Genomic DNA, 22476 nt, shown 5'->3' on the forward strand with positions numbered 1-22476 from the left:
GACATCATCCACCATGAAAAATATAAAAAATCTATTCGGATCAATGGCGCTAATGGGCATTATGGCATCAGGTTGCGCAGAACTGGATCAATTCCCAGAAGCCACCACTTCAGGCGGTGCTGTTTTTAACAGTGAAAATGGACTGGAGCTTTATGCCAACTCATTTTACAATGCTCTCCCCACAGCTCGAGACATCCACTCTGGAGATGCTATGGCTGACTATTCTGCCAGAACCCAGGTTCCTGACTTTCTTCGTCCGGGCAACTTTACTCCCACCCAAAGTAGTGGCTGGTCATGGAGTGAATTGAGAAATATCAATTACTTCCTGGAAAACAATGTGAGTGAAGAACTCACCCCTGAAACCAGAAATCATTATAATGCCCTTGCTAAATTTTTCCGAGCTTACTTTTACTTTGAAAAAGTAAAGCGATTTGGAGATGTTCCGTGGATCAACAAAACCATGGACGTGAATGATCCAGACCTTTTCAATGGACGTGATTCCAGAACCTTGGTGATGGATTCTGTATTGAGGGATCTTGATTACGCCATCGAAAATATCCAGGCCATAGATGATGACAGCAGAAGCTTGATCACCAAAAACGTCGTTCTTGGATTCAAATCCCGCATTTGTCTGTTTGAAGGTACTTTTAGAAAGTACCACACAGATTATGGACTTACTTCTTCAGCCGACCAATGGTTGACTGAAGCTGCTGAAGCTGCTGAAGAGGTTATCGAAAGCGGAGACTTCTCCTTGTATCAGGGTGCGGGCGAAGAATCTTCCTACCGTTCTTTATTTATCAGTGAAAAACCGGTTTCACAGGAAATAATTCTTTCTGTTGTCATTGATCCGGCCTTAAGTGTATTTCATGATGCCAATTGGTGGTGGACAAGTTCTACCTATGGTTCACGGGTAAGTTTGACCAGGGATTTTGTCAACACCTACTTGAACATTGATGGAAGTCCTTTCACTGATGTAGCGGGGCATGAAACCATGACCTTTGTGGAAGAAACTCAAAACAGGGATAAAAGGCTACAACAAACGATCAGAATGGGTGATTATACCCGAACCAACGCAGGTTCTGTTGTTCCTGCGCCTCCAATTTTCTCCTATACTTACACAGGTTACCAACCCATCAAATGGACCTTGGACGACATGTATTATGACGGCGGGAGCCGTAATATTAACAGTGTAAGTGTCATGAGATATGCCGAAATCTTACTGAACTATGCTGAAGCAAAAGCGGAATTGGGAACATTGGATGCTGAAAGTTGGAACCAGACCGTTGGAGCCTTGAGGGCCAGAGCAGGCATCACGGAAAACCTTGGCCTTCCTACCGTCGTGGACGCATATCTACAGCAGGTCTATTTCCCAGAGATTACCGACCCCATTTTATTGGAAGTGAGACGTGAAAGAGGTATAGAATTGGTTTTTGAAGGATTTAGGTTCTATGATATCGTGAGGTGGAAAAAAGGGGAATTGATGGAAATGAAATGGAATGGCTTTTATGTTCCAGCACTCAACACTCCGATTGACCTTAATGAGGATGGCATCTTGGACGTGGCTTTTTATACATCCATGCCGTCTAACCCTGTGGAAGGAGTAACCTATATCAATGTTTCAACTAACATTGACTCTGGTATCAACCCACAACAATTATCCGAAGAAAACAAGGGAGAAATTCATTGGTTAGACCATCAACCTAGGGAATGGGAAGAAAAAAACTATCTTTACCCTATACCTGAAAATGATCTGCTGATGAATCCAGAATTGGGACAAAACCCCGGTTGGTAATTGATCTGATCATTAAATAATTATGATCTAAAATAATTTAAACCTAAAAGCGCTAACGCAAAAATGAAATCCTTAAAAACCAAGCTATTCGTAGCTTTTGTACTTCTAGGAAGCCTTATGGCTTCTTTTACTGTTCAAGCACAGACCAATGACCTGACAGTAGCCACCTTTAACCTTCGATATGATAACCCTGGTGATGCACCAAACAATTGGGACAACCGCAAAGAAGTAGTTGTTGACCTGATCAAATTCCATGGTTTTGATATTTTCGGAATCCAAGAAGGTCTCCATCATCAAGTAACTTACTTGGACGAGCACTTGACCAACTTTGGCTATGTAGGAGTGGGTAGAGATAATGGAAAAGAAAAAGGCGAATACGCTGCAATTTTCTACAACAAAGACAAATTCAAAGTACTGGAAGGCGATACATTTTGGCTTTCCACAGACACCAGCAAACCTAATAAAGCTTGGGATGCTGCCCTTCCTAGAATTTGCACTTGGGCTAAAATGGAAGATAAGGCGACTGGCAAACAGTTCTATTTCTTCAATACCCATTTTGACCATGTAGGAGTGGAAGCTCGCCAGGAAAGTGGTAAACTTATTCTTAGTAAGATCAAGGAGGCGGATAAGTCTGGAATTCCTGTTATGTTGACAGGAGATTTCAATGTGGACCAAGACAATCCGGCTTATCAGCTTTTAAAGGACTCCAAAGAACTTAAAGATTGCTATGAAGCAAGTGACCTACGCTATGCTAATAATGGTACCTTCAATAGTTTTGACCTTTCCAAAACAACTGATAGAAGGATTGACCATGTATTTGTGAGCGAATTCCTTCATGTCAAAAAATACGGGGTTTTAACGGACACCTATCATAACCGCTATCCATCAGACCATTTCCCTGTGATGGCTGTTATTGAATGGCAATAAAAAACGAAGCGCCAAGGTTAAACCTTGGCGCTTCGTTTTTTACTTTTTTGAATATGCTAATCCTCAACTTTCCTATATTCTAAAGTTCCTTGCTTCGAGGAGATGACCCTTTTTTTGTCATCAATGTATTCAATATCAAATTTTGCCTTAATGACCATCACGGAAATTGTTAGCGATTTTTCATCTTTGGAAAGCTTCCAACTACCTTTGGTCTCCTTATCTCCAATAAGGCTTTTAAATTTAGCATCCTCTTCAAATACTTGATAAACCTCATCAGTCTTGAATTTGGAAACAATATCTTGCTCCTCTCCTTTTTTCGTCCATTTTTCCAACTTCCACTTACCGATCAACAATTCCTCTGTTTGCGCCTGAGCCGAGAAAGCCCAAAAAAGAACCATGGAAATTAAAATAATCTTTTTCATATCAAGCTTGCTTGCATTTGTTAGAACCTATTTACCTGTAATATAAGGATTTGAAAAAAGAATGATAAGCTTGAGCTACATTATAATTATCCCATTATTGAATTTTCATTTAGCCAATAAGCGATCTAACCTCATTCTATGGTGACGCTGAAGGATCACTGGATACAAATTTCCAATCACATTGATCAGATTGGCAATTACGGCGATCAAGTAATAGCCTTTCCACAGCAAGAGGATAGATAACAAAAAGATTAACCAAAAAGCAGCAAAATGCCCAAACTCAGCTTGCTTGGACATCACAACTAAGTGTTTTAAACCTGATCTTGTGCCATCAAAAAATCTTTTCTTGTTTTTTGTATTGCCCCAAAAGGCCAATACAATAATCAATCTAAAATGCCGGACCCCCAACTTGTGATAAATTCTCTTCAGTTTTTTGGGTCGTTTGATGGTATAGTACTGCTCGGGCAAAAGTTTACTGGTGGTAAAAACAAAGCCCAAAAATGCAAAACCTCCAGTGACAAAAAGGGTCAATAGAAAAGCCAAAATAACCGATTCCATCAAAGAATAAAGTATACTGGGATCTCTCATAAACTGCCGCATCATTTCCCATGTTCTATAAAATAGAAAAATAGAAAATAGAGGAAACAGTATTTTTTTCAGGGTTTTCAGCTATCTGTAGTGTTTTCTTGTAAATTCCAGTTTGGTGTCGAACTCTTTATTTCCATGTAAATCCTTTCTAACTGTAATTTCAATCTCGTAAGAAATATTATACACTCCTAATAAACGATCCAATCTTTCCTTTTTCTCCTTTGCAACGGCCATATCCCTCTTGTATTTGTTGACAGGACCTGTGGCCATAGGTAGTACCAAAAAACCTATTCCTCCTATAATGAAAGGAACAGTTGCAACAATTCCTTTATCCCAGGCCATTGTCCCATACCAATAGCCAGCAACCATAAAGGCAATTGCAATGAGTAGAAAAACAATCAAATTCCCAATGGTCAAAGCCTTGGTAGATTTGACCAAGTGGTGTTCAATATTTATATCACGAATCAGCTGTTTGTATTTTTCATCAAACTTTATCTCGGCGCATTTATTTTTAAAATCAGGTTTTGATTGGGTTATTCCACAAAAAAATCCCTTTTCAATATCATATTGACTGTAGTCACAAAGTTTGCAGTGCTGTGCTAAATTCATTACAAAAGTTAATTTCTCGGTCTCATAAAACTAAGATAAGTCAAAAATTGATATTTTGTTTGGGTGACATCATCCAGAAAGACTACACTAATTAATCAAAAAAACATTTTGCTTGCTCCTGATTTTGGAAGCTAGCAAAATGTTTCAACTTAAGAATAACTACTTAATAATCATTACTCCAGCAAATTACCTCTCCCAGAAAAATGGAGGTTGAATTCCTAGAGACCTCAAATACACATAGCCTTGTGCCCTGTGGTGAATCTCATTATCAACAAAATAGAGTAAGGTATTGTAATTGGTGTTTTCATATTGACCAAACGCTATTTCTACCTTTTGGAACCTATCAGAAGTTATTTTAGGCCATGTTTCATCAATAATTTGGGTTACCTTATCCCATAGTTCTAAAAGTCCTTCCTTAGTTTTGGGCATCGATTTGGAATGATCGAACTCCTCTACTTTCTCCCAGTTCCCCGTGGCCAATCCTTCTACACCAGGCACTGCTATATCGATCATTTCCATGGCCATATCTGCAAAGGGTCTCATTCCACCAATACTATAGCCGAAAAGTTTATCCTCTGGAAAAGCTTCAATCACCCTTCTGGTTAGTCTTCTATGTCCTTGCCAATGAGCCAACATGGCATCTGTAGAAATAAATAAAGGTTGTACGGCTGCTGCTGATTGCGTTTTCATAATGTTGCTGTTTTTAAGGTTAGAATCAAATAATTATAACAAAGAAAATACACCTAAGTGACAGCCCTATGTCAGCAGGTATCAAAAAAATCTCACCCTCTTATAATATTTCATACGGGGTAAACTACTCTTATTCAATTACCCTCCGAACATCACCGAGGTCATGGTCAAAGATCCTCCCACTACTTTGTCATTAAAGAAGCTAGTTTGATCCTTTCCGCTTTTCAAGCCCATGGTATACAGCAAAGGAATATAATGGTCTGGTGTTGGAATGGCAAGCTGAGCTGATTTTCCCAATTTCTCATATTGAATTAAAGCGTTGTAGTCTCCTTCCAAAATCAAATTCTTAAATGTATCATTCATCTCTATTGCCCAATCATAGCCGTATTCTGGTTCGTTTAATTTGCTCCATGCTACCATTCTCAAGTTATGCACCATATTGCCACTTCCTATGATCAGTACCCCTTTTTTCCTTAATTGGTATAGCTCTCGGGCCAACTCATAATGATATTTTGGAGATTGGTAATAGTCTATACTCAACTGCAAAACAGGAATATTGGCTGCTGGATACATATGTCGAACAACAGTCCAAGTGCCATGGTCCAAGCCCCACTCATGGTCCAAATCTATTTTTGTATATTGAATTTGATTTGCCGTAAACTCCGCCAAATCAGGATCTCCAGGAGCTGGATATTGAACATCAAAAAGGGCCTGAGGAAAACCACCAAAATCATGAATGGTTTTAGGAAAATCCATCGCCGTTATTCTTGTCCCCCTGCTGAGCCAATGAGCCGAAATAACCAAGACTGCTTTTGGAGTTGGGATCTCCTGCCCCAACTTCCTCCAATACTGGGAAAAAACATTGTCTTCAATACCGTTCATCGGTGAACCATGTCCAATAAACAATACCGGCATCACAAAATCCTGATCATCTAGATGATCAGCATAACGCTTAAATTCAGATAAATTTTTCATGATAAATAGAATGTGTCTTCAAATGGACAGGTAGATTTCCTCTTTACCTATTTCTAAACAAACAGATGCATTATGTGTATCAAAATTACTTGACCCGAACTATTCGAACTTCGACCCTCATTAACTACTAATTCAAACAAATTATGTTTCAGATAATTCCATAATTACATGTATATACAAATATTTTTTTCTTCACCCAATTAATTATATTTACTAAAAAGTATTTACCTCATTTTCAGTGTTTTTATCACACCAACTTTTATTTGATGAAACCAATCTAACTCTTAATATACCCAAAATAAAAAGCTATGGAAAAGGAAAAAAGAGCTTCAATTTTATCCGAAATAAGTGATTGGCTGAAACTTTTAGGTCTGGTTGTTTTGGTCGGAGAAGCTATCATCATTTTGGCGATGAACCTGACCCCAAAAGATCACCCAATGTCAAGTTGGTACCCTATTTTTATGCTGATCTTTTTGATAATTATCGTTGTTGGAATTTTTATCGATCGCTATCACCAAAGAAATTCGGATACCGCTAAGGAGGAAATTAAGTTTGGCTCCAAAGTAATAGATATTGACACCCATAAACCGCCAACGGCTCCTGCACCGGAAAATACAGAATTGAATTTTGTGGACAACAAATTGGGTTTTTCTTTAAAACGCCCCCAACTCAAACACTGGAAGGATCCACTGTACCTCAGCAATAAAGAATACCTGCTGAAATTGGGAGCAATCCAAGAAGAGCAATGGCCCACAATTGAAGCTAACAGCTCCCTGATGCCCTTTGGAAACATGTTGATCCAATCAGAAACGGTGATGTTTGAATATGGAGAGCCTTTAGAAATCAATTTTACAGATGCCTCCACCACAGATATGATCGAAAAATACATCATTAGGCTTTCTGAATTTCAAAAGGCCAATGATGGAAATCCCCTCACCGAAGAAGAACAACAAAAGCTCCGGTATGACTTGTTTTATGGACAGCTTCAAGTCCAGAACATGATGTTTTCCAATAGCTTTATCATTCAGGTAATGGACAAGAAAAAAAGCCTCGATACGCTTTTTGAGCCCAATTTACCCAACCTGTATAATTCCATTCAAAAAACGCTCAGCGAGGGCTTGGATCAACTTGTCAGCGGAAAAGACTCTATCCTTTGGAGCTCTACCAATTCAATTAAAAACATTGCCATCAATGGAGAAACGCAGCACATCTCTATCTATCGGATGAACCGACTATTTGAAAATGAGAAGCACTTCTACCAATTGCAAATCCAATGGAGTCCTCAATCCAAAGCAGCCATCAGCATTTGGGAAGAACTTAAAGAAATGTTCGAGACCTTTAAACTCATAGAATGAATTATTTCACTTACCTTTTGGGTTGAAATCAATCTAGCAATTTGGCAAGTGGACCATTATGGATTTGAAAAAACATTACGACCAACTTTTTGAAAATTCCCTGATTAAAGTCAAAACCGACCAATATGAGATCGATAAGCAAATACAGTCCCCTGCTGACAGTCGCAGGGGCATAACTTTACTTGCCCGACCAAGTTTAGAAACCAAAGGTCAGGTCCAAAACTTTTTAGATATTTTGAAAGGCCTGGAACCGAATCAATACTACTATCCGGACTCTGATCTTCATATGACCGTTTTGTCCATTATTTCCTGTTATGTTGGATTTGAACTTAAAAAAATTCATGTTCCAGATTATATTGAATTGGTACAAAATAGTCTGAAAGGTGTTCAGCCGTTTAGGGTTGAATTTAAGGGAGCTACCTTTAGTCCAGCGGGAGTCTTGGTTAAAGGTTACCCTGAAAACAATACCTTACAGCAGCTTAGAAATCAGCTCCGTGATAATTTTAAAGGTGCTGACCTAGAACAAAGTCTGGACAAAAGGTACGCTATACAAACAGCCCATTCTACCATTATGCGCTTCTCTTCCCCGCTTCAGCATAAAGAGCAACTCATTGCCATGGTCGAGCAATACAAAGATCATGATTTCGGAAGTTTTACGGTAGATTCTCTGGAATTAGTGTACAATGATTGGTACCAAAGAGATAGCAAAGTCAAGTTGCTGACTAAATTTTTAATTTAGCTTTTAGCTAGCTTCTTGAGCGCAAGGACTTAGCTTCCCTTCTTCATTCAACTGATAAAATAAATCTGTACTTACCTCCTCTGATACTACATTTGCATAGATCAGATAGCCCTTTTCATTCTTTATTGCAGCGATTCCTGATACCCAGCTTCCATCCGCTCCATTATTCTTCCATTCCCATTTGACATCTCCATTTGAGTCTATTAAGATTACACGACAAGTACTACTAACATCATTATATGCTTGTCCCCATCCTGTCAATAGTGCATCTCCATTTTCCAAGATATTTACATCTATCAGTTGAACATCCCTATATCTACTATTAGAGCTATAAACCTTTTTAGCAATTAATTTCCCCTCTACAGAGTATCGATTTAATGCCCAAGAATAGTTATTAGCAGGATTCTCCCCCGTAAATACCCATATTTCTCCACTCTGGCTTATTTGCACCATTCGGTAATGGGAAAACTCCCTGCGATCGTGAACTTTTATTTTCCAAGACTCTTCTTTTAAATCCTGATCTACTTTAGATAGATAGACTCCATCATCGTTATAAAGCTTGAAGACCTCTCCCGATTTTCCAAATGCCATTCCCAATATTGACTGATCTAAATTTGCTTGGTACAATTCATTTCCAAATTGACCCAGTTTCATCAAGTTTACTACCCTACCATCTTCTTCATTTTCAGCCGCGCTGGAACTTAGGACATGAACAACACCACCATTATCAATATAAATATCCTGAATGCTTTTATCAACCATCAATTTTTCCCATTTCATATTTCCCAACTCATCAATTTTCCTTACCACTCCCTGAATCTGATTGTTGATAATCGTCATTCCGCCAACAAATAGGTGCTCTTTAAATTTTATTGCTGTTTCATAAAAACCAGCTCCTTCTTCAGAAAGCACGAAAGACTCTTTCCCTGAGTCATTCCCAAGAAAAATCTTTAATTCGGAGTTAGTATCATACTTTTTTTGAGTATTGGAAAAGGCAATTCCTTCCCCAAACGGAACCAAAAACCCCTTTCCTCCAATCAACAAGTTTGAAAACTTATTTGCAAAAATAATTTGATCCTCCAAGGAATTTGCATCAAGTTGCAAAACTGTTTCTCTAAAGTCACCCTCGTGCCCTAGATTGGCTCTAACTATTATTTCAGTACTTTCTTCTAGTGATGTAGGGGCAGTATACACCCCATTCTCATCAATCAAACCAATTGATGGCTCTATACTAAAATGAACCGTTTCAGAATCGATTATAGAGTCTCCAGAACTAAGATAAAAGGCGGTGCTTTCTCCTAAGCAAATGATACTTTTATTGGCTACCAATTCGAACTTTTCAGGAATTGACACACCAAATTCATCCTCACTATTACAACCAAATAAAAATACGAATAACACAAAATAGAGGCTAAGTATACGCATATGGCAAGTATTTATATCAAACAAATCATATAAATATAATTACATTCTATATAACTACACTAATAATAATATTAAATTCAGATCAAATACTACATCCTTAAACAAATCACTGATTAACAATAATTTAATATCGAAATACTTGAAACATGGTATTTAATTTGGGCTGTATATTTTGTAAATTGCTTGTACACAAGCACCAACTTTTCTGATTTCCACACATACTCTTTTCACTTCAACACAAAACATCATGCCCAATCTAAGAGAACTCAGCCTGGTTACTTTCAACCTTTACAACCTCAACCTTCCTGGGAAGCCCATGTATCGTGATTATGATGGCTGGACCACAGAACAATACACCAAAAAAATCATTTGGACAGCCAATATTTTGAAAGCAGCCCAAGCAGATATTTTTGGATTTCAGGAACTATGGAATCTTGATGCCTTAAAAGAAGCATTTACCCTAACTGGTTTAGATGCAGACTATGACCTACTCAGTCCTCCAGACCATGGCGGAAATAAAATTGTCTGTGCTGCGGCTGTAAGAAAAGGTCTTTTGGAAGGTGAACCAGAATGGATCACCGACTTTCCAGATAAATTCACCCTAGAAAGCTCAGGTGATGATGCCCAAACACCTGACATAAGTGTCAATATCCACAGCTTTTCCAGACCAGTTCTTAGCTTTAAAGTAAAGATCAGGGAAGACCGTGACCCAGTATCCATTTTTGTTTCCCACTTTAAATCCAAAGCCCCAACTGCTGTTTATCGAGAGGGCTGGTACCGGGACGATTACGACTATTACATTAACCATAATGAAAACTTAGGAGCCACCCTTTCAACTATCAGAAGGACTGCAGAGGCCTGTGCCATGCGAATGATCATTGTGGACAAAACCAAAGGAAATGATTTACCTGTCATCGTCATTGGAGATATGAATGACGCCCAGCTCAGTAACACCATCAATATTGTAACCGGACAACCTCGCTATCTTCAGGGTCTATCCACTGGTGGCGGTGATGCTGACTTATACTCTGTCGCCACTTTGCAGGAGTACAGAAGCTTAAGGGATGTTTATTATACCCATATCCACCAAGACATCCGGGAATCTTTGGACCATATCTTGGTTTCACAAGAATTTTATGACAATTCTAAAAAAAGAGTTTGGGTCTTTAAAGAGATGCAAATCTTCAATGACCATTTGGTCGATGAAGACCACAAAGAAACAGGCACCTCAGATCACGGTGTGGTAAAGGCCATTTTTAAGTATAAACCTGCTTGAAAGAAGTTATTTCAATTAATATTTATCCATTCTGGTCTAATTCCTCTAAATATTCGAATAGTACCTATACTCGCCAACTCTCTATTAGGGTCATTCCCTTTATCCAACATTATCATGCATTTTGTAATTTCACTTAATCTGGGCTCTTCATTATTTACAAACTCAAATGTCCCTGATATTATCCAAATAGCTTTGTAAGTTAGATTACCATAAGAACCATTTTCTACTCTATAGAAAATGGTGAAATTACTTCCGTCACCTGAGGCTATCCCTTCTCCACTACCTTGATCAAAACCATAAGGATATTCAGGAAAGTCTTCGTTTTCTATTGAAACGTAACCACCCTCAACATCTAATACTTCATTCTGATCTTTTAAAATAAACAAATATTCTATATTCTTTCCAAAGATAGAATCAGCATAGGAAGGGTACTTTTCATCATAAATACAATCATTCTGCATTTCGAAAATCAAACCAGTTTTAGGCCCATCCGGATTATCAAATATGAGGCTTTGATAAATAAAAGGAGGATTTTGACCCTGATATATCTTCATTCCGTTTCGTTGAATGCGGTCTAAAAATGGTTCTAGACTTCCTGTTATTCCCATCACTTCACCAGTAAAAAAATCATCAGCAACCTCCTGAGGCAAATCGTAATTGATCAGTTCATTGGAAGGAATCTCATTATCCAAATTACAGCCTAGCAAACAGCTGACCATGGCCAATTGCAGCATCATCCATTTTGTAGAAATCAATATGTTTTTCATAACATATGGCTTTAGATTATTTTATCATTTTTTGAGAAAGTCAAACTTTGCTTCCTCCAACCAAGACCGTTAAACTGTCTCTATCATTTTACTCGTGGTTTTACCATACTTGCCCATCAGTACTTCTATCAGGATAGAAACCAGTGCCACAAAGAATATGATGATCAAAGAATACGTGGTGAGCAATCTCATCCAATTTCTATTGATAGATTCCTGTGTCCACACCTTATCCCTTTCTTCGGGAGAACCAAAGCCCTCACTGATCAGGTCTTCATCAGACTCTACATAGGGATTCTCTTGTTTAAACTTCTTGGCCACATTGGTATATTCACTTCCTTTGATATAATAGCTTACCTTATCTTCAAAATCACTGTAGGAGAAAGTACCTTCAATAAAAAACTTGGTATGCAAAAACAAAGTCGCCACTAAGCCTACAAAGAGAATTACACAAACCACTTTGATTGTATTTTTCATTTTTGTGCTCCACCTTCCCTTGAGCATAAATGACACCATCAGATTCACCACAAGTCCAATGATACTCGCCAATGCTGTATAATACAGCGTCATTTCTTCAATGGCCAGCAACTGAGAAATTGCTCCTCCAAAAAGACCAAAAAGCACTCCCAAAAGGGCTGCCCGATATTTTAGTAGTTTAATCATTGGACAAGTACAACGGTACAATGATCATTTCGTCCTCATTGATAAGCTGAGGATTTTTGAACACTACTTTAAAATCAATTAAAGGGTCTTGTATCGAAACTGGTATTCCGCTAAAATCCTCCACAATGATGTACATTTTTGCCGGTGGCAAAGCGGCGACTGCATAGGTAGCGGGATCTCTAAGGGTATGATAGGCACTTGGAATATCTTTGAGAGCAGGAAGCACATATTTCACTTTGTATTTTCCCTCTACCTCTGGCCCTTTAGTGATTAATTCTCCCGCTTCATTGATTTTATAAACAGCAAATGCGAAGTCCTTGGAAATACCTTCACGAGCAGAAGAGGCCTCCATCGAATTATAAACTTTTACCCTTCGAACAGAAACCTCTTCGGCCGAGGCCAGAAATATCAGATTCTTATTCAGGTCTACAGGAAAATCGTGGTTTAATGAAAGAGTCCTGACATCATTAAAAAGCTCACTTAGGTTATCAGATATGCTTTTCATTAACATCAGTTGCTCTTGATCAGCACTTTTTGCCAAAACCACTTCATCCAGGGTCTGGTTGAAAACACGGAGGAGATCATAAACCATTTGGTCAAAAATAGCCCTTGAAGTCAAATCCTTCCAACCTGCAGTAGACAATTGTTGATTAACCTGATTTGTTATAACCTGAACGCTGGCCATATTCCCTGCAGCTTCTAACTTTTCCAAAGACTCTTTTAAAGTTACAAATTGATCCATTTCTCTATTCAAATCGGTAGCCAAAGCTACTTCATCTCCTGTTATTAAATCAGGCCTTATTTCTTCATTCAAAACAGGAAATTCTGGCAGCTTCAACTTACTTTTTTTAGGAATTTCCTGCTGATTATTCAAAGAAGGGTTGAGCTTGTACATTAAGTTCAAGGCATCAGAAGTAGGCAAAATATTATGGGCCAGCAAATAATCAGGTAGGTATGCCGATACAGGGATTTTTGCACCTTTTGATTTGACAATAGCATAAGAAGCCGCCCCAATAGCGATTCCACCAACTATAAATACAACAGGGTTGATCCCCTTATCTTCTGACTCTATTGGTGCAGAACCGCCTGTTGGGGGACGTTGCGCCATTGCCTGAAAATTGCTGCTCACACAGATAACAAAGCTCAGAAAGACAAAAAACAATCGATGGGACAGTTGAAACATTAGTCCAGATATAAACAGTAATGCAAAAAATCCACATATCTTTTAAGTAGCTGATCACTACCTCCATACCGCATTTTAGTTTAAATAAAATACGCATTCAGCACAATAATAAATATAATAAAATATTGTTTATATCCAATTTATTCCTTGCTTTATTTCTGGCATTTGTTTACCAAAATGTTGATGTCAGCTAAAAAATGATTGCCAAACAAAAAGCCCCCAAAGGATTCATCCTAAGAGGGCTTTTCAATCAGTTAATAGTTAATATTATTCTTCACCATAAGGTTTACCGATGGTAGCCAAGATTCCTCCATCCACATAGACAATCTGTCCATTGACGAAGTCACTGGCTTTACTGGCCAAGAAGATTGTTGTTCCCTGTAGGTCCTCAGGATCTCCCCAACGTCCAGCAGGTGTTCTATTGACGATAAAATCATTGAATGGATGGCCATCCACACGGATGGGAGCAGTTTGCTCAGTGGCAAAATATCCCGGGCCAATACCGTTCACCTGAATATTGTACTTGGCCCACTCTGTAGCCAAATTTCTGGTCAACATCTTCAAACCTCCTTTGGCGGCAGCGTAAGCAGAAACAGTGTTTCTACCCAACTCACTCATCATAGAACAGATGTTGATAATCTTTCCTCCGCCTTTTTCTTTCATTCCCTTAGAAACACGCTTCGCCATCAGGAAAGGAGAAACCAAGTCCATGTTCACCACTTTGGCAAAATCTGCAATCTCCATCTCCATAGCAGGCGTTCTCTGGATCATCCCTGCGTTGTTGACTAAAATATCAATGGTACCAAACTTGGCTTCCATCTCAGAGATATTCTTGTCCACAGCAGCCTCATCGGTCACATCAAAAAGATAACCATGAGCTTCGATTCCATCTTCTTTATAGGCCTTGATGGCCGCTTCCATCTTAACTGGAGTATGTCCATTTACTATCAAGGTAGCGCCGCTTTTACCAAGTGCTTTCGCCATAGCCATTCCAAGACCATGGGTAGCACCGGTCACCAAGGCTACTTTCCCTGTAAGGTCAAATAATTCTTTCATAAAATATAATTAGTGGTTTTTGTTGGTGGATTGATTACTTCATATCTACTGGTGCCACCTTGTCCATATCACCATAGTCAAGGTTTTCTCCAGCCATTCCCCATATGAAAGTGTAATTGGAAGTACCTGATCCGGCATGAATCGACCAAGCTGGAGAAATCACCGCTTGGTGATTGGTCATCCAAATATGACGCGTTTCCTGAGGTTGGCCCATATAATGACATACAGTAGCATCATCTGCTAAGTCAAAGTAAAAATAAGCTTCCATCCTTCTGTCATGAGTATGCGCTGGCATGGTATTCCATACACTTCCTGGCTTCAACTCTGTCATCCCCATTTGAAGCTGGCATGATTCCACCACACTGTTGACGATCAACTTATTGATAATTCTGTGATTAGAGTTTTCCAATGATCCCAACTCTACCTTTTCGGCATCTTCCAATCCTACTTTTTTGGTTGGATAAGCTTTATGTGCAGGAGCTGAATTGAAATAAAGCAGGGCTTTTCCTTCAGCAGATGGGTTGAAGATCACCTCTTTCACTCCTTGGCCAACATAAAGGGCTTCTTTGGTATTGAGCTTGTGGTCAGTGCCATCTACAGTCACCAAAGTAGGAGCACCCACATTGATAATTCCCAATTCTCTTCGCTCCAAAAAGTACTCCGCTTTTAACTGGTCAACTGTTTCCAACTCCAAAGCTTTGTTCACCGGTGCTATGCCACCTACAATAAGCCTGTCAAAAGTCGTGTAAACACCCGTAATCTGATCATCCTGAAATATATTTTCCAATAGAAAATGGTCTCTCAACTTCTGGGTATCATACCCTTTTACATCATCAGGATGCGACGCATGTCTCGTTACGATGTTTGTATGCATGTTTGTTTTATTTATGTGAATGAATGTATTTCAAATCTACTAAAATTAGCCGTGCAATCGATTACCCAAATGCTAAATCAAACCTGATCAATACTTTTTACAAACCACTTAGGCATTTTTCAAAAGTCAACTGCTATTGCTTTCCAAAGCGCTGGAGTTTGATCAGGGAAAGGGATTATCCCTATTGGCTTTTGGAATAACAAAACTAACAATATTAGCGAGAAAATAAACCAGGAAACAGGGCCGTTTTCCCTAAAATTAAAAAAGCACTACCGCCAAAAAGAATTTCTCACCAAAGATCATTTGAAGCTTTTGATTTATTCAAATCAAAACTATCTTAATAAGTGGTATTAATGCCAATTTATTTTTACGCAAAACCATTCATCTAATATGCCCAAAAACCCCATCAATCGTCGTCACTTTATCAAGAATTCTGCCGCCACCATGGCCTTGGCTTCATTAGGACCAATGAATTTCAGCATTGGTTCTACAAAAAAAGCCTATAAGGTTGCTTTGATAGGCACTGGTTGGTATGGAAAAAGTGACCTTTACCGACTCCTCCAAATAGCCCCTGTGGAAGTGGTGGCCCTATGTGACGTGGATCGAATCAGGCTTTCTGAAGCCGGTAAAATCATCAGTCAAAAACAGGTCTCCGGCAATGTCCCTAAACTTTATAAAGATTACAGAAAGTTACTCGAAGAAAATGAATTGGACATCGTCATGATCGGTACACCCGATCATTGGCATGCCCTTCAGGCCATTGAAGCCATAAAATCAGGAGCCCACCTCTATCTCCAAAAACCCATTAGTGTGGATGTACTGGAAGGTGAGGCGATATTGGCTGTCGCCCGAAAGTACAATAAGGTCGTACAAGTAGGCACCCAAAGGAAAAGCACTCCGCACTTGATCGAAGCCAAAAAGAAAATTGTAGACACAGGCCTCTTGGGCAAAATTTCCCATGTGGAAATGTGCTGCTATTACCATATGCGAGCCAATGGCAGCCCCGAAGTAATCCCTGTACCAGACTATTTGGATTACGAATTCTGGACAGGTCCAGCTCCCCTAAGGCCTTATGACAAACTTCCCCACGGAAGCTGGTGGAGAACTTTTATGGAGTATGGTAATGGAATTATGGGCGATATGTGCGTCCATATGCTGGATACCGTCAGGTGGATGCTTGATTTGGGCTGGCCCACTAAAATATCATCTACAGGTGGTATCTATGTGCAAAAAGAAGGCAAATCCAATATTGCAGACACCCAATCAGCTATTTTTGAATACAATGATTTGAACTGCATCTGGCAGCACCGCTCGTGGGGAAATCCTGCTGACCCAGCGTATCCATGGGCATTCAAGCTGTATGGAGAAAAAGGTACATTGGAGGCTTCAGTAATGCGCTATGACTTTATCCCTCATGGAGAGGGTGAGAAAATCCATGGCGATGTGGTTTATGAAAAGGAAAAATACCCAGAAGACGTCACGGAAGAAAGGATCGAGCTGCATGCTGCCCCGGCCACCAGAAACCACCTTAGAGACTTTCTTTCTGCCATCGAAAATAATGAAAAGCCAGTTGCTGACATTGAAGAAGGCCATATCAGTTCGGCCTCCTGTATCTTGGCCAATATGGCGATGTATCTGGGAAGACCATTGGTTTATGATCCCGAACAAAAAATCATCCTCGATGATCCTGAAGCCACCCAATTGCTCCAACGCCCCTACCAGAATGGCTGGAAGCATCCTTTTGATGACCTTGTATAAAAAAAACAAAGCGGAGATTTCTGAGAAATCTCCGCTTTTTATTGGTGCCTACTTTGGCTGTTTGACGAGCTCGGTTTTCCTCAAGCAGTCAAGGTAGGACTTAATTTCTTTCTTTGCTCAGCTTATCTGGTTTCCTTTATTTTCAAAACGAAATTCCGGATCTAACAAGTATGAAACTTCACTGCTTTCCACGTTAAAAGATGTTATTCCTCTATTCTTGCTTCCATGATAGAAGGTGCAGGCTCAAAGCTCTTTAAATGTTCTTCATAAGCCCTGGTCAGTTCGGCCACAATTTCCGGATGGGCCTCATTCACATTATACTTTTCTGAAGGATCATTTTCAATTTGGTACAAAAGCGGCACCTTATGTTCTTGGGCAGGTTCTGAACTATAGGATGGCTTAGTGGTAAAATGTGCTTTCCAAGGTCCTTTTCTTACAGCATGCAATTTATCCCTGAAATAGTAGTAAACAAATTCCCTCACTTCTTTCACTTCTCCCTTAAATAGAGGACTCAGATCGTAGCCATCTGTAACTTTTCCCTCAGGTAGCTTTCCTCCAGCCAAGGAGGCAAAAGTGGGAAATAAATCCATACTGGTCACCAATGATGTGCTCACCTGCCCTGACTCTATAGTTCCTGGCCACCAACCAATGGCAGGCACCCTCATTCCGCCCTCATAGGTGGACCCTTTTCCTTCAAAGAGTAAACCAGCTGATCCACCATGAGCTTTTTGGGTCAGCCAAGGACCATTATCGCTTGTGAAAATCACTAAAGTATTTTCATCCAAACCCAACTGTTTCAGGGTACTTAAAATCTGTCCAACACTCCAATCCAGCTCCTCCACTACATCTCCATAAATTCCCCTTTCGCTTTTACCTTCAAAGTCATTGCTGGCATACAAGGGCACATGCGGGAAATTATTGGGGTAGTACAAGAAAAAAGGCTTATCCTTGTTTTCCTCGATAAATTGGATGGCTTCAGCTGTATACCTTTTGGTCAGGGTGGTCTGATCAATTCCACTTTCGATCACCTCCTCATTTCTGTAAAGAGGCAAAGGAGGATATCGGTTATTATTAGTAGTAGGACGCATATCATTGGAATAGGGAATCCCAAAATAAAAATCAAAACCTTGCTGATTGGGCATAAATTCCGGTAAATGCCCCAAATGCCACTTTCCGATTATCCCGGTTTGATAGCCAGCATCCTTCAGCATTTCTGCCATGGTCAATTCATCATGTGGCAACCCATTGGACGAATCAGGAAAAAGCACCCCCCGATTATGTCCTGCCATCCCAAAGCGGACAGGTAGCCTTCCCGTCATCAAAGCAGCGCGGCTCGGCGTACATACATTTGCTCCCACATAAAACTGGGTAAAGCGAATCCCCTCATGGGCCATTTGATCCAAATAAGGGGTTTGTATGGTAGGATGACCAAAGCAGCCTAAATCCCCATATCCCAAATCATCCGCAAAAATGACAATGATATTGGGTTGTGAAGAAGGGGTTTGAGCAAATACTGATAAATCCAACAATATCAGTAAAACAAGGAAGGGCAGAAAACATTTTACTTTTCTCACAATTAAAAGGATAGGTTTGTTGTTAAAGTCTAATATTACAAAAATTAGAAAGTAAAACCGCCCTCTCGCTTCACTTTATCATCTCAGTCCTTAAGCCAAATCCCAAGGGATTTTTTAACTTTGGTATTAAACAAAACACCTTTATACCGTGACATTCGAAGAATTCAAAGACAGCCTTAATCACAATCATCCACCTCAAGAACTTAACATTCAGCTTCAATCATTATGGTTTGATGGAAAGGGGAATTGGGAACATGCCCATGACCTTGTCAATGACCTAACAGATGAAGACTCAGCCTATGTCCATGCCTACCTCCATCGTAAAGAAGGAGACCAATGGAATGCTTCTTATTGGTACCGAAATGCCAACAAACCTAAACCTTCTTGCAGTTTAGAGGAAGAGTGGAAGGATTTGGTAGTGTATTTTTTATAGTGTTTTTCTAACACAACATTCCGTTTTCTTAATTAGCAAAACAAGAAGGCAAACATGACTTTTATCAGCCTTAGGACTGACAGCTGTCAAACAGTTTTCCTATCACGTTAAATAGCTTTGTCATAAACCTTTGATAGATGATGACAAGTACTACTGACCTGATTCGAAAATATGATGTGGCGGTTCCAAGGTATACCTCCTATCCGACCGTACCACTTTGGGAAAACAATGTAGGTGAGCTGATCTGGAAGAGAACTGTTCAAAAAGCTTATCGGAATTTCGGAAATTATGAAGGAATCAATCTTTATATACACCTTCCCTATTGTGAGAGTCTATGTACCTACTGTGGCTGTAATAAACGGATCACCAAAAATCACGATACGGAAAAACCTTATATCCAAGCAATCATCAAGGAGTGGGAACAATACTTAAAAGTCCTTCCCGAAAAACCAAAAATTGCAGGTATCCATTTGGGAGGAGGAACCCCCACCTTTTTCTCACCTGAAAATTTATTTGAGATGCTCAACTACATCATCCGAAGTGCGGAAGTGCTTCCTGAGGCTGAAATGAGTTTTGAAGGACATCCCAACAACACTACGTTTGAACATCTGGTAACCTTGAGGTTATTGGGGTTTAATAGGGTAAGTTATGGTATCCAGGATTTTGATGAAAATGTTCAAAAGGCCATTCACCGGGTGCAACCTTTTGAAACCGTAAAAAAAGCTACCGACAATGCCCGACTGGTAGGCTATGAAGCCATTAACTTCGATCTCATCTATGGCTTGCCTCATCAAACGGTCAATAGCATTAAGGATACCTTTGAGCAAGTGGCCAGTTTACAGCCTGAGCGAATTGCCTTTTACAGTTATGCCCATGTACCCTCTGTCTTCCCGGCTCAAAAGAGTTTTGAACAGTACCTTCCCCAAAAAGAAGGAAAAAGAGTCCTTTATGAAGCAGGTAAAATACTCCTGCAAGAAATGGGATATGAAGAAATCGGGATGGATCATTTTGCCTTAAAGGAAGACCCGCTTCTTCAAGCCAAGATAGCAGGAAAACTCCACCGTAACTTCATGGGCTATACCACTCAGGCTTCCAAAATGTTGATTGGCTTGGGAAGCAGTGCTATCAGTGATATTCATTATGCCTATGCACAAAACACCAAAGATATAGAACTGTATAAAGAGCAATTGGCGCTGGATCATTTCCCTCTGAGTAAAGGTCACCTTATGTCTAGCGAAGACATCAAAACCAGAAAAACAATTTTAGAACTCATCTGTAATGGTAGAACAAAGTTGGTAGACACTATTTGGGACATGAAAACCCTCCATCAAATGAGTGAAATGCAAAATGATGGACTATTGACACTTATCAATGGCACCATCAAAGTGACTGATTTAGGCATGGCCTTTATTCGTAATATTTGCGCAATATTTGACCATAGGATGAAAAAGCAGGAAGCCAAAAAGTTCGTTTTCAGCAAAGCCATTTAAAGCCTTTTGACATACCATTTAGACATAAAATCACCAACAAAAGGGGCAAGATATTTGATTTGTTAGCCCCCTTCATTCTTTTCAAGAAAGAACCAATTTTATTAAAAGGCACGATCTTTTTGTACTATATTTGCAGCGAAATGCTAAAATCCTTGCTCCATATATGGCTTTCCATGATCATTGTGCTGAACAGCATGATCTTTTCGGTCATTCAAATGGATTATGCCTTGAACAAGGAATACATTACTGAAAATTTCTGTATCAATAAGGATAAACCTGAAATGCACTGTGACGGCAAGTGCTTTCTTACAGAACAGCTTCAGGATGCTAAAGAGCAGCAAGAACAGCAAAACGGAGGGATCAACTTTAGCCGTGACTTTGGAATCTTTATCCTTTTGGAAAACAGTATAGCTTTTAACAGCTTTTACCCTCCTTATTTTGTAGGGAAGCCTATTTACAAAGAGCGTGACCTAAAGTTCCACCATAGCGACATTTTTCATCCCCCTCAATCTTTCGCCTAAACCTTCTTAGTGAAGAATTAATCATATTCATACTCGAAATTACTTTCCTTCAATCAAGGTAATTGAAGAGCTATTGAAATGATTTGTCCTTCTTAGCCTTTTATTGAGCCAATTAGGCTATTGATGTCACACCTATGAAGTGATCAATAGTCTGGAAATAGATAGCTCTAAAGGCTTTACATTAATTTCTATTTTACGTTTTGGCAAAAGCTAAACTATAGCGTATCTCTTATCATGCGGTACTCAAAACTCTATTACATAGGGATAGTATTGGTATGTGCTTCGCTTGGTGCTTGTGGTAATGACTCAGAAGAAATTCCCCAGCCACAAAACCCAACCTTGACGTTGCAGCATCCTGATTACTTTCCCAATGATATTCCAATGCCAGCGGATAACCCTTTGACAGAAAAAGGGGTGGAACTGGGCAGAATGCTTTTTTATGAGAAGCAACTCTCCTCTGATGGCACCCTATCCTGTGGCTCCTGTCACCAACAGTCCAAGGCCTTTACTGATGGACTTCAGTTCAGTAAAGGGGTTGATGGCACATTGGGAGACAAAAACGCCATGTCACTGGCCAACCTGCATTGGACATCAAGGTTTTTCTGGGATGGAAGGGCGGCAACATTGGAAGAACAGGCCTTAGAACCGATCTCTGATGCCAGGGAGATGAACTTGGCCATTGATGAGGCAGTCGAAAGACTCCAAGCAGATGAGGATTATCCTGAACGCTTTGAACTCGCCTTTGGTACAGATCAAATCACACCAGACTTGATTGGCAAAGCCATCGCCCAGTTTATGAGGACTTTGGTTTCCGGGGATTCCAAATTTGATCTTTGGATCAAAGGAGAAACAGAGTTGACACCGACAGAACAGTTGGGTATGGAGCTTTTCTTTACCCATCCAGATGCCTCCCTTCAGATCAGAGGAGGCAACTGTGGAGACTGTCATTTGGGTTTCCTGACTTCTGGTGATCGTAATGATTTTCTAGGTTTTCATAACAATGGACTGGACGCCGATGAAAACTTGGAAAATGGCTTGTCCTCCATAACAGGCAAAGATACCGACAAAGGAAAGTTTAAAGCACCTACCTTAAGGAATATTGCCTTGACTGCTCCATACATGCATGATGGCCGTTTCCAAACTTTGGAAGAAGTGTTGGATCATTACAATGATCATGTTCAAACCAACAGCAATTTGGACATCCTCATACTGGAGGCCAGCAATGAAGCCATTGTGCCTGGGCAACCTGTAAAACTCCACCTTTCAGAGGAAGAGAAAACAGCCATAGTGGCTTTTCTCCACACCTTAACAGATGAAAAATTTATTACGGATCAGCGTTTTTCTGATCCTTTTAACTAATCA

Annotated in this window: 22 protein-coding genes; 10 read left to right on the top strand and 12 right to left on the bottom strand. The window is 39.7% G+C overall.

The genetic code is table 11. The features are described from left to right. The first annotated feature begins 13 nt into the window (after positions 1-13). Together JL001_RS20885 and JL001_RS20890 are read left to right on the top strand one after the other, a co-directional pair. Positions 14-1792 carry a RagB/SusD family nutrient uptake outer membrane protein gene (locus JL001_RS20885; protein WP_200979613.1) on the top strand — a complete coding sequence of 593 codons (1779 nt, stop codon included), beginning with the start codon at positions 14-16 and terminating at the stop codon, positions 1790-1792. Between the two features lie 63 nt (positions 1793-1855). Next, positions 1856-2719, top strand: a complete 864-nt coding sequence (locus tag JL001_RS20890; RefSeq protein ID WP_200979614.1) for an endonuclease/exonuclease/phosphatase family protein — start codon at positions 1856-1858, stop codon at positions 2717-2719. A gap of 56 nt (positions 2720-2775) precedes the next feature. On the opposite strand, the gene JL001_RS20895 is transcribed toward JL001_RS20890, so the two are convergent. From JL001_RS20895 to ygiD, 5 genes are all read right to left on the bottom strand, one after another. After that, entirely contained in the window at positions 2776-3141 is a 366-nt protein-coding gene (locus JL001_RS20895) for a DUF5004 domain-containing protein (protein WP_200979615.1), read from the bottom strand. Positions 3142-3246: 105 nt separating this feature from the next. Next, positions 3247-3699, bottom strand: a complete 453-nt coding sequence (locus tag JL001_RS20900; RefSeq protein WP_236252926.1) for a hypothetical protein — start codon at positions 3697-3699, stop codon at positions 3247-3249. A 111-nt stretch (positions 3700-3810) separates the two neighbouring features. Then, entirely contained in the window at positions 3811-4338 is a 528-nt protein-coding gene (locus tag JL001_RS20905) for a hypothetical protein (RefSeq protein ID WP_200979617.1), read from the bottom strand. 186 nt (positions 4339-4524) lie between these two features. Beyond that, on the bottom strand, positions 4525-5028 hold the full coding sequence (locus JL001_RS20910) for a DinB family protein (RefSeq protein ID WP_200979619.1): 504 nt from the start codon (positions 5026-5028) through the stop codon (positions 4525-4527). Positions 5029-5166: 138 nt separating this feature from the next. Beyond that, a complete protein-coding gene (gene ygiD / locus JL001_RS20915; protein WP_200979621.1) occupies positions 5167-6003 on the bottom strand; it encodes a 4,5-DOPA dioxygenase extradiol in 837 nt (278 codons plus the stop codon). A gap of 308 nt (positions 6004-6311) precedes the next feature. Here ygiD and JL001_RS20920 point away from each other — a divergent pair, with 308 nt between their 5' ends. Beyond that, positions 6312-7358 (top strand): hypothetical protein, encoded by a 1047-nt coding sequence (locus tag JL001_RS20920; RefSeq protein ID WP_200979622.1) that lies wholly within the window; start codon positions 6312-6314, stop codon positions 7356-7358. 58 nt (positions 7359-7416) lie between these two features. Continuing rightward, complete coding sequence (locus JL001_RS20925) at positions 7417-8097, top strand: 2'-5' RNA ligase family protein (RefSeq protein ID WP_200979624.1); 681 nt, start codon at positions 7417-7419, stop codon at positions 8095-8097. 3 nt (positions 8098-8100) lie between these two features. Here JL001_RS20925 and JL001_RS20930 read toward each other — a convergent pair whose 3' ends face one another. Then, positions 8101-9522 carry a hypothetical protein gene (locus JL001_RS20930; RefSeq protein ID WP_200979626.1) on the bottom strand — a complete coding sequence of 474 codons (1422 nt, stop codon included), beginning with the start codon at positions 9520-9522 and terminating at the stop codon, positions 8101-8103. 247 nt (positions 9523-9769) lie between these two features. On the opposite strand from JL001_RS20930, the gene JL001_RS20935 reads away from it, so the two are divergent. Next, a complete protein-coding gene (locus JL001_RS20935; protein ID WP_200979628.1) occupies positions 9770-10798 on the top strand; it encodes an endonuclease/exonuclease/phosphatase family protein in 1029 nt (342 codons plus the stop codon). Between the two features lie 11 nt (positions 10799-10809). Here the strand turns inward: JL001_RS20935 and JL001_RS20940 are convergent, their stop codons facing one another. The 5 genes from JL001_RS20940 to kduI form a co-directional block, all read right to left on the bottom strand. Next, positions 10810-11565, bottom strand: coding sequence for a hypothetical protein (locus tag JL001_RS20940; RefSeq protein WP_200979630.1), 756 nt, complete (start codon positions 11563-11565; stop codon positions 10810-10812). 69 nt (positions 11566-11634) lie between these two features. Continuing rightward, complete coding sequence (locus JL001_RS20945) at positions 11635-12225, bottom strand: hypothetical protein (protein ID WP_200979631.1); 591 nt, start codon at positions 12223-12225, stop codon at positions 11635-11637. Beyond that, complete coding sequence (locus JL001_RS20950; protein WP_200979632.1) at positions 12218-13333, bottom strand: hypothetical protein; 1116 nt, start codon at positions 13331-13333, stop codon at positions 12218-12220. The genes JL001_RS20945 and JL001_RS20950 overlap by 8 nt, the downstream gene beginning before the upstream one ends. Positions 13334-13675: 342 nt before the next feature. Then, positions 13676-14464, bottom strand: coding sequence for a gluconate 5-dehydrogenase (locus tag JL001_RS20955; RefSeq protein ID WP_200979633.1), 789 nt, complete (start codon positions 14462-14464; stop codon positions 13676-13678). A 34-nt stretch (positions 14465-14498) separates the two neighbouring features. Continuing rightward, entirely contained in the window at positions 14499-15338 is an 840-nt protein-coding gene (kduI, locus tag JL001_RS20960) for a 5-dehydro-4-deoxy-D-glucuronate isomerase (protein WP_200979634.1), read from the bottom strand. Between the two features lie 390 nt (positions 15339-15728). Between kduI and JL001_RS20965 the strand changes: the two genes are divergently transcribed. Next, the gene (locus JL001_RS20965) at positions 15729-17096 is read left to right on the top strand and encodes a Gfo/Idh/MocA family protein (protein WP_200979635.1); all 1368 of its coding nucleotides are present in this window, start codon (positions 15729-15731) and stop codon (positions 17094-17096) included. A gap of 203 nt (positions 17097-17299) precedes the next feature. On the opposite strand, the gene JL001_RS20970 is transcribed toward JL001_RS20965, so the two are convergent. Beyond that, complete coding sequence (locus JL001_RS20970; RefSeq protein ID WP_236252927.1) at positions 17300-18670, bottom strand: sulfatase; 1371 nt, start codon at positions 18668-18670, stop codon at positions 17300-17302. A gap of 148 nt (positions 18671-18818) precedes the next feature. Between JL001_RS20970 and JL001_RS20975 the strand changes: the two genes are divergently transcribed. The 4 genes from JL001_RS20975 (at position 18819) to JL001_RS20990 (ending at position 22473) form a co-directional block, all read left to right on the top strand. Further along, positions 18819-19103 (top strand): hypothetical protein, encoded by a 285-nt coding sequence (locus JL001_RS20975; protein ID WP_192010832.1) that lies wholly within the window; start codon positions 18819-18821, stop codon positions 19101-19103. A gap of 140 nt (positions 19104-19243) precedes the next feature. Continuing rightward, positions 19244-20593, top strand: a complete 1350-nt coding sequence (gene hemN, locus JL001_RS20980) for an oxygen-independent coproporphyrinogen III oxidase (RefSeq protein ID WP_200980593.1) — start codon at positions 19244-19246, stop codon at positions 20591-20593. Between the two features lie 140 nt (positions 20594-20733). Continuing rightward, positions 20734-21114: a hypothetical protein gene (locus JL001_RS20985; RefSeq protein ID WP_200979636.1), complete on the top strand. Its 381-nt coding sequence runs from the start codon at positions 20734-20736 to the stop codon at positions 21112-21114. 234 nt (positions 21115-21348) lie between these two features. Beyond that, positions 21349-22473 carry a cytochrome-c peroxidase gene (locus JL001_RS20990; RefSeq protein ID WP_200979638.1) on the top strand — a complete coding sequence of 375 codons (1125 nt, stop codon included), beginning with the start codon at positions 21349-21351 and terminating at the stop codon, positions 22471-22473. Positions 22474-22476: the final 3 nt, after the last annotated feature.

It is taken from the genome of Echinicola sp. 20G, from assembly GCF_015533855.1.
Classification (GTDB): Bacteria; Bacteroidota; Bacteroidia; order Cytophagales; family Cyclobacteriaceae; genus Echinicola.

What these genes read in the sequence shown, in the direction of transcription:
- JL001_RS20885 (WP_200979613.1), top strand. Translation starts at nt 14, where the DNA reads ATGAAAAATATAAAAAATCTATTCGGATCAATGGCGCTAATGGGCATT.
- JL001_RS20890 (WP_200979614.1), top strand. Translation starts at nt 1,856, where the DNA reads ATGAAATCCTTAAAAACCAAGCTATTCGTAGCTTTTGTACTTCTAGGA.
- JL001_RS20895 (WP_200979615.1), bottom strand. Translation starts at nt 3,141, where the DNA reads ATGAAAAAGATTATTTTAATTTCCATGGTTCTTTTTTGGGCTTTCTCG.
- JL001_RS20900 (WP_236252926.1), bottom strand. Translation starts at nt 3,699, where the DNA reads ATGGAATCGGTTATTTTGGCTTTTCTATTGACCCTTTTTGTCACTGGA.
- JL001_RS20905 (WP_200979617.1), bottom strand. Translation starts at nt 4,338, where the DNA reads ATGAATTTAGCACAGCACTGCAAACTTTGTGACTACAGTCAATATGAT.
- JL001_RS20910 (WP_200979619.1), bottom strand. Translation starts at nt 5,028, where the DNA reads ATGAAAACGCAATCAGCAGCAGCCGTACAACCTTTATTTATTTCTACA.
- ygiD (WP_200979621.1), bottom strand. Translation starts at nt 6,003, where the DNA reads ATGAAAAATTTATCTGAATTTAAGCGTTATGCTGATCATCTAGATGAT.
- JL001_RS20920 (WP_200979622.1), top strand. Translation starts at nt 6,312, where the DNA reads ATGGAAAAGGAAAAAAGAGCTTCAATTTTATCCGAAATAAGTGATTGG.
- JL001_RS20925 (WP_200979624.1), top strand. Translation starts at nt 7,417, where the DNA reads ATGGATTTGAAAAAACATTACGACCAACTTTTTGAAAATTCCCTGATT.
- JL001_RS20930 (WP_200979626.1), bottom strand. Translation starts at nt 9,522, where the DNA reads ATGCGTATACTTAGCCTCTATTTTGTGTTATTCGTATTTTTATTTGGT.
- JL001_RS20935 (WP_200979628.1), top strand. Translation starts at nt 9,770, where the DNA reads ATGCCCAATCTAAGAGAACTCAGCCTGGTTACTTTCAACCTTTACAAC.
- JL001_RS20940 (WP_200979630.1), bottom strand. Translation starts at nt 11,565, where the DNA reads ATGAAAAACATATTGATTTCTACAAAATGGATGATGCTGCAATTGGCC.
- JL001_RS20945 (WP_200979631.1), bottom strand. Translation starts at nt 12,225, where the DNA reads ATGATTAAACTACTAAAATATCGGGCAGCCCTTTTGGGAGTGCTTTTT.
- JL001_RS20950 (WP_200979632.1), bottom strand. Translation starts at nt 13,333, where the DNA reads ATGGCGCAACGTCCCCCAACAGGCGGTTCTGCACCAATAGAGTCAGAA.
- JL001_RS20955 (WP_200979633.1), bottom strand. Translation starts at nt 14,464, where the DNA reads ATGAAAGAATTATTTGACCTTACAGGGAAAGTAGCCTTGGTGACCGGT.
- kduI (WP_200979634.1), bottom strand. Translation starts at nt 15,338, where the DNA reads ATGCATACAAACATCGTAACGAGACATGCGTCGCATCCTGATGATGTA.
- JL001_RS20965 (WP_200979635.1), top strand. Translation starts at nt 15,729, where the DNA reads ATGCCCAAAAACCCCATCAATCGTCGTCACTTTATCAAGAATTCTGCC.
- hemN (WP_200980593.1), top strand. Translation starts at nt 19,244, where the DNA reads ATGACAAGTACTACTGACCTGATTCGAAAATATGATGTGGCGGTTCCA.
- JL001_RS20985 (WP_200979636.1), top strand. Translation starts at nt 20,734, where the DNA reads ATGCTAAAATCCTTGCTCCATATATGGCTTTCCATGATCATTGTGCTG.
- JL001_RS20990 (WP_200979638.1), top strand. Translation starts at nt 21,349, where the DNA reads ATGCGGTACTCAAAACTCTATTACATAGGGATAGTATTGGTATGTGCT.